This is a genomic window from Cesiribacter andamanensis AMV16 (assembly GCF_000348925.1).
Classification (GTDB): Bacteria; Bacteroidota; Bacteroidia; order Cytophagales; family Cyclobacteriaceae; genus Cesiribacter; species Cesiribacter andamanensis.
The window spans coordinates 1-7,548 of sequence record NZ_AODQ01000171.1 but is presented as its reverse complement, the minus strand read 5'-3'; the positions used below and the strand labels follow the sequence as shown (position 1 = coordinate 7,548).

Here is a 7,548-nt window from a genome sequence, read left to right as displayed (position 1 = left end):
TTTTTTGCTTCAAATTTTATCCTTTCAAAATTCGGGATGACTCATGTTTTTTGTTTCAGTAGCTCTGGAGCAAAATAAAAAAGCTGCCGCTTTGCAGCGGCAGCTATCATACAGTCAAAAATGTTCTCGCTTAGTTACAGTGGCCTGGGCCAGTAGCGCCTTCATTGTAATCTGCCAGCCCATCGATGAGGGCAGAAATGGCTTCTGAGCTTTTGGCACTTGCAGCCGGAAGTACTTTTCCAGCCAATACAGCATCGGCAGCCAGGATCAAAGCCGCTACATCAGTTGCATCGGCACCATTAGCTACATTCAGTTTAGCCGCTATCAGCTGGTGGGCCAGTGCCAGGTAGGCGTTGCCAGCTGCAGGTGTGTTTAGGAGGCTGCACAGAATTTCATCTGTATAGTCTACGCCACCCAGTGTAGTAAGGCTTTCCCGTACCGGCCACATGTTGGTGTTATTGCCACTGGCGCATCCTTCAGGGCCATGGTTTTTCCAGTATCCCTGGGTATACGTGCAGGTTTCTGAGGTGGTACAGTTTAGGGTAGAAGCCATGTAATCCCCACTGAATGCACTGCGCTGCAGGCTGCTGTTCGCATGGGCAAAGGAACGGAATACATACTCAGTTCCGCATTCCAGCATATCGCCACAATTGGTAGAAGCACCATTGTCAAACAGGAATTCGCCCACCTTTACACTTACCGACTGACCAGCCGCCAGATTGTAACGGCTAAGGTTTGCATTTCCCGAAAAGGAAGCCTGGCAGTAGCCTGGTGCATTGGAATCCCAGCCATACATACCATATGCTTCTTTGGTCATCCACTGTAGAGAAAAACCGGCTGGAGCACCTGTTGAGCCAGCAGTTACGGTAATAGTTATAGAAACCTGGGTAGCGCCGGTCTCACTCAGCGTAAGCATGTCCATCTGGCCTTTAGGACTTTTGTCTTTATTGGGGGCAGAAGCTGCAGAGGGCATAACGTCCTCGGACTGGTCCTGACAGGAGAATCCTACTACTGCCAGAAGAAAAAAGAGAGAGAGGTATTTTTTCATGTTTTGATTGACTTATACCACAAATATATTGCACGGTTAGCATATAAATTACATGTGTAGTAAAGTTTAATAACATTTTAACTTACTAAAATTAAATTTTGCACTATTCCCAGACTTTCAAAATCACATCTCTTTATTTTTATAATCAATCCACTAACCATCAATGACTTACCCCTATTCATCTGTTAGCTTGTCTAATTAGCCTACTTACATCCATGAAGTTCCGATGACGACAGATATTAAAATCTTATTAAAAAGTCCCGGCACAAATCTTACTTCATTCACATATTTCTTACACTCTTTATCACCACCCCCCCTTAAAGCAAGCCCTGATTTTACAACTTCTGCCCTTCACCTTTCGTCCTGCAGCGTCTGATCCTGCCTAAAATACTCCCCACTGCACAAAACATTCCCGGGCACCTGCCCCGTTAAGTGTATCATGAATACAATGTTATATCCGGGCAACCCCTATCCACTGGGCGCCACCTGGGATGGCAGGGGGGTGAATTTTGCCCTGCATGCCGAAAATGCCACGGGCGTAGAGCTCTGCCTGTTCGATGCTGCCGATCCGGCCAACGAGCTTCACCGCATCAAAATAACCGAACGCACCCACCAGGTGTGGCACGTTTACCTGCCCGAAGCCCGGCCCGGCCTGCTCTATGGTTACCGGGTGCATGGGCCCTATGAGCCCCATAACGGCCATCGCTTCAACCCCAACAAACTCCTGATAGACCCTTATGCCAAAGCCATTGCCGGCACCATTGACTGGCACGACTCCCTATTTGGCTACGAGCTGGGCCATAAAAAAGGGGACCTCAGCTTCAGCAAGACCGATAGCGCCCCCTTTGTGCCCAAATGCGTGGTGGTAGATGCCAGCTTTGACTGGGAGGGGGTACACCCGCCCCGCATCCCCTACCACAAGACCATCATCTACGAAACCCACGTAAAAGGCTTTACCAAGCTGCATCCCGATATTCCGGAAGAGATAAGAGGCTCTTATGCCGCCCTGGCCCACCCGGTTACCATCGGCTACCTGAAGCAGCTGGGCATTACGGCCGTAGAGCTCATGCCCATTCACCACTTTATTACCGACCGGCACCTGTACGAAAACGGGCTCACCAACTACTGGGGCTACAACAGCATTGGCTTTTTTGCGCCCGATGTGCGCTACTCCAGCTCCGGCACCACAGGCGAGCAGGTGCGGGAGTTTAAGCAAATGGTTAAGGAGCTGCACCGGGCCGGCATTGAAGTGATCCTGGATGTGGTCTACAACCATACCGGCGAAGGCAATCACATGGGCCCAACTGTTTCGTTCCGGGGCATTGATAATGCGGCCTACTACCGCCTTACGGATGATAAGCGCTACTACATGGACTATACCGGCACCGGCAATACGCTCAATGCCATGCAGCCCAACGTGCTGCGCCTGATCATGGACAGCCTGCGCTACTGGATCACCGAGATGCATGTGGATGGCTTCCGCTTTGACCTGGCCTCGGCCCTGGCCCGGGAACTGCACGATGTAGACCGGCTGGGCTCTTTCTTCGATATCATACACCAGGACCCTGTGATCTCGCAGGTAAAGCTTATTGCCGAGCCCTGGGACATTGGCGAGGGCGGCTACCAGGTGGGCAAATTCCCGCCGGGCTGGGCCGAGTGGAACGGCAAGTACCGCGATACCATGCGCGACTACTGGCGTGGCGAAGAAAGCATGCTGGGCGAGTTTGCCGAGCGCCTCACCGGCAGCTCCGACCTCTACGCCGATGATTTCCGCAGCCCTACAGCCTCCATCAACTTTATTACCGCCCATGATGGGTTTACCCTCAACGACCTGGTCTCCTACAACGAAAAACACAACCGGGACAATGGCGAGAACAACAACGATGGCGAAAGCCACAACCGCTCCTGGAACTGCGGCGCCGAAGGCCCAACGGAAGACCCCCAGATCATCCACTGCCGGGAAAAGCAGAAGCGAAATTTCCTGACCACCCTCTTTCTTTCTCAGGGGGTACCCATGCTGGTAGCCGGCGATGAGATCAGCCGCAGCCAGGGGGGCAATAACAACCCCTACTGCCAGGATAATGAAATATCCTGGATCAACTGGCACCAGGCCGATACCGAGCTGCTGCAGTTTACCCGCAAGCTCATCCACCTGCGCAAGACCCACCCGGTCTTTTGCCGCCGTCGCTGGTTTCAGGGGCAGCCCATCAAGGGCATGGGCCTGGAAGATATCGCCTGGTTTGATGTGGAAGGCACCGAAATGGACGAAGAGCAGTGGAACCACTCCTTTGCCAAATCGCTGGGCGTTTTCATGAACGGCCGGGGCCTGCACTCCCGCGGGCCTAAAGGAGAGATCATCATGGATGATAGCTTTTACCTCATTTTTAATGCCCACCACGAGGCGCTAACCTTTACACTGCCGCCCAAAAAGTACGGCACCCTCTGGAGCAAGATCCTGGATACCAGCGAAAACCGGGTAGATGAAGAAGATGAAGGCACCTACAGTGCCGGCGAAACTATTGAGGTGGCGGGCCGTTCCATCGTATTGCTGGAACACCCAATTTTTTAAGCAAGCACATGAAGCAAGCATCCATCCGCCAACGTACGCTTGGCATTACCTTTTCAAAAGGGGAGGCCACCGCCTGCCTGTGGGCACCCCAGCTGGAGAAGGCAGAACTGCTGCTGCACTCACAGCAGGCCGTACTGCCCCTGGAAAAGGACAAATGGGGCTACTGGCGTACCACTTCCAAAAAAATAGCTCCGGGCGAGCGCTACAGCTGGCGCCTGAATGGGGAGCGGGAGCGTCCCGATCCGGCCTCGCTCTCCCAGCCCGAGGGACCTCACCAGCCCTCCCAGGCGCTGGACCCGGCCAGCTGGCGCTGGTCCGACCGCAGCTGGCAAAACCTGCCGCTGGAAGACTACATCTTCTATGAGCTGCACACCGGCACCTTTACACCGGAGGGTACCTTTGCCGGAATCATCCAGAAGCTGGACTACCTCAAAGAGTTGGGCATTACGGCCATAGAGCTGATGCCGGTGGCCCAGTTTCCCGGCGAGCGCAACTGGGGCTACGATGGTGTATACCCCTTTGCCGTACAAAACTCCTACGGGGGCGCGCGGGGCCTGCAGCAGCTGGTGGATGCCTGCCACCAGCGGGGCCTGGCCGTGGTGCTGGATGTGGTCTATAACCACATGGGTCCCGAAGGCAACTACCTGAATGAGTTTGGCCCCTACTTTACCGATAAATACAACACCCCCTGGGGCAAGGCCCTTAATTTTGATGATGCCTGGTGTGATGGGGTGCGCCGCTACTTTATTGAAAATGCCCTGATGTGGTTCCGGGATTTTCACATTGATGCCCTGCGCCTGGATGCCGTACATGCCATTAAAGACTTTAGCCCCACGCACTTTCTGCGGGAGCTAAAGCAGCAGGTCAATGAGCTGATGCAGGAGACCGGCCGCCCCTATTACCTCATAGCCGAGGTGGACCTGAACGATACCCGCTTTATAGACCCCCTGGAGAAGGGCGGCTATGGGCTGGATGCCCAGTGGATCGATGAGTTCCATCATGCCCTGCGCGTAAGCGCCGGGCAGGAGCCAACCGGCTACTATGCCGATTTTGCCGGCATTGAACATCTGGCCAAGGCCTACCAGGATGCCTATGTGTACGACGGGCAGTACTCTCCCCACCGCCACAAATTCTTTGGCACCCGGGCCGAGCAGCAGCCCGGGCGGCAGTTTGTGGTCTTCTCCCAAAACCACGATCAGGTGGGCAACCGCATGCTGGGCGAGCGCAGCAGCCAGCTATACCCCTTTGAGATGCAGAAGCTGCTGGCCGGCGCCGTACTGGTTAGCCCCTACCTGCCCATGCTGTTTATGGGCGAAGAGTGGGCCGAAACCAACCCCTTTCTCTACTTTGTGAGCCATACCGATGCCGAGCTGGCCGAAGCCGTGCGCAAGGGCCGCCGGGCCGAGTTTGCCCACTTCCATGCCCAGGGCGAGGCCCCCGACCCCCAGGCCGAAACCACTTTTGAGCAATCCCGCCTGCAGTGGCAGCTGCAGCAGCAGGAGCCGCACCAGACCATGCTGCGCTGGTACAAGGCCCTGCTGGAGCAGCGCAAAAAACAACCGGCCCTGCGCCAGCTCAACCGCCGGCAGCTGGAGGTGAGCCACAACCAGAAGCGCCAGACCCTGCAGCTGCACCGCTGGCACGAGGGGCAGCATGTGCTCTGCCTGATGAATTTTTCCGGGCAGGCGCAGCCCAGCATGCTGCCTACCTACCGACAGGAGTGGCGCAAGCTGCTCGATTCTGCCGACCCCCAATGGGGCGGCAGGGAAGCGGCCCCGGCCCACTGCGTTGCCGGAGACACCATTTCCCTGCAGCCCCAGTCCCTTGTTCTATACACCAGCCGACGCCATGCATAACCCCATAAGTACCTACCGCCTACAGTTCCATAAAGACTTTACCCTAAAGGAGGCCGATAAGATCCTGCCCTACCTGCAACAGCTGGGGGTACGTACCCTCTATGCCTCCCCTATTTTTGAAGCCACCCCCGGCAGCACCCACGGCTATGATGTGGTAAATCCCCACCGTATCAATCCCGAACTGGGCACCGAAAAACAGCTGAAGGCTCTGCATAAAAAGCTGCAGAAAGCCGGCATGGGCTGGCTGCAGGACATTGTGCCCAACCACATGGCCTATAATGTGCACAATGCGTGGCTGATGGATGTGCTGGAAAAAGGGCAGCTCTCCAAATACGCCCCCTTTTTTGATGTGGCCTGGACCAGCCCCCTCTACCACGGGCGCATCATGGTACCCTTTCTGGGCAGTCCGCTGGAAGAAGTGCTGGAAAAGGGGGAGCTCAGGGTTGAAATACAGGAACAGCGCTTTGTGCTTACCTACTATGATACGGCCTACCCCCTGCACCTGCGCTCCTATGCCACCATTTTAGGGAGCGATCAGCAGCCGCCCCAGGCACTACAGGAACTGCTAAAGCAGATCGAACAGGTCCACAGGCTGGAAGATGCCGCTCCCTATGCCGAAGGCCTGCACGAACTGCAGCTGCAGCTGGCCGCCCTGCTGAAAAACCCCGAAAGCAGGCGCTACCTGCAGGCTCGCCTCAAAAAGGTAAATACCGACCGGGAACTGCTCAGGCAGATCACCGAAGAGCAGGTCTACCGCCTCTGCCACTGGCAGGAAACCGAGCAGCAGATCAACTTTCGCCGCTTTTTTACCGTCAACAGCCTGATCTGCCTCAACATGCAGGATGGGGCGGTGTTTGATCATTATCACCAGTACATCAAAGAATTGCTGGATCAGGGGCTGATCAGCGGCCTGCGCCTGGACCATATCGACGGCCTCTACGACCCCACCGGCTACCTGGAGCAGCTGCGGGAGCTCATTGGCGAGCATACCTATATGGTGATTGAAAAGATCCTGGAACCCGGCGAAGAAATGCCCCGCGAATGGCCCATCCAGGGCAGTACAGGCTATGATTTTCTGGCCATGGTCAACAACCTGCTGACCAATGCCGCCGGCGAAAAACCCTTTACCCGCTTTTACCAGAGCCTAAGCAGCAGCAACAAGCCCGTTCACCAGCAGATCCTGGACAAAAAGCGCTTTATCCTGCACCAGCGCATGGCCGGCGAGCTGGAAAATCTCTACCAGCTCTTTCTGGAGCTGGGGCTAGCCACTAAGCAGGAGCTGGGCGCACTCAAGCCCGATACGCTCAGGGGCGCCATTGCCGAGTTGCTCATCCAGTGCCCCGTATACCGCTACTACGGCAACCAGCTGCCCCTGGGGCCCGACGAAAGCGCCGCCCTCCAGACCCTCCTAAGCCTTATTCGCAGCGAAAAGCCGGAACTGGGCGCTGCCGTAAACCTGCTGGAAGGAATACTGCTGCACAAGCCGCTGCAGGGCAATGCTGCCTATAACCAGCGGGCCCTGCGCTTTTACCAGCGCTGCATGCAGTTTACCGGCCCGCTTATGGCCAAGGGGGTAGAAGATACCCTGATGTATACCTACAACCGCTTTGTGGCCCACAATGAGGTGGGTGATTCGCCCGAGGTGTTTGATATCTCTGCCCGGGAGTTTCACCAGAACATGCAGGAGCGCCAGCAGCAGTGGCCGCTGTCCCTTAACACCCTTTCTACCCATGATACCAAACGGGGCGAGGATGTGCGGGCCCGCCTGCACATTCTGAGCGATCTGGCCGAGGAGTGGATCGGGCTGGTGCAGCAGTGGCAGCAAAGCAACTGGGGCCTGAAGCAAAACGGCGCCCCCGATGCCAACGACGAGTACCTGATCTACCAGACCCTGCTGGGCGCTTACCCCATGCCCGGCGCCCGGCTTAGGGGCCAGGACCAGGACAGCATCGATAGCCGCCTGCAGGAATACCTGCAAAAAGCCCTGCGCGAAGCCAAGCGCCACAGCAACTGGAGCAGCCCCCAAGAGGCCTACGAAGAAGCTGCCAAGGCCTTTGCCCTGCGCCTGCTGGACC

4 protein-coding genes are annotated in these 7,548 nt (G+C 56.1%); 3 read left to right on the top strand and 1 reads right to left on the bottom strand.

What is annotated here, in order from left to right; all coding sequences use genetic code 11:
* Positions 1 to 130: 130 nt before the first annotated feature.
* Positions 131 to 1,048, bottom strand: a complete 918-nt coding sequence (locus tag ADICEAN_RS21615; RefSeq protein WP_009197366.1) for a hypothetical protein — start codon at positions 1,046 to 1,048, stop codon at positions 131 to 133.
* A gap of 439 nt (positions 1,049 to 1,487) precedes the next feature.
* Between ADICEAN_RS21615 and glgX the strand changes: the two genes are divergently transcribed.
* The 3 genes from glgX to treY all read left to right on the top strand — a co-directional run.
* Positions 1,488 to 3,617, top strand: a complete 2,130-nt coding sequence (glgX, locus tag ADICEAN_RS19400; protein WP_040398380.1) for a glycogen debranching protein GlgX — start codon at positions 1,488 to 1,490, stop codon at positions 3,615 to 3,617.
* An 8-nt stretch (positions 3,618 to 3,625) separates the two neighbouring features.
* Positions 3,626 to 5,473: a malto-oligosyltrehalose trehalohydrolase gene (gene treZ, locus ADICEAN_RS19395; RefSeq protein ID WP_009197364.1), complete on the top strand. Its 1,848-nt coding sequence runs from the start codon at positions 3,626 to 3,628 to the stop codon at positions 5,471 to 5,473.
* Positions 5,466 to 7,548, top strand: a 2,083-nt coding sequence (gene treY, locus ADICEAN_RS19390) for a malto-oligosyltrehalose synthase (protein ID WP_040398378.1), incomplete at its 3' end; no start/stop codon positions are given. The genes treZ and treY, both read left to right, overlap by 8 nt.

Excerpts from the sequence above, each read along its gene's own strand:
- ADICEAN_RS21615 (WP_009197366.1), bottom strand. The coding sequence starts at position 1,048 with ATGAAAAAATACCTCTCTCTCTTTTTTCTTCTGGCAGTAGTAGGATTC.
- glgX (WP_040398380.1), top strand. The coding sequence starts at position 1,488 with ATGAATACAATGTTATATCCGGGCAACCCCTATCCACTGGGCGCCACC.
- treZ (WP_009197364.1), top strand. The coding sequence starts at position 3,626 with ATGAAGCAAGCATCCATCCGCCAACGTACGCTTGGCATTACCTTTTCA.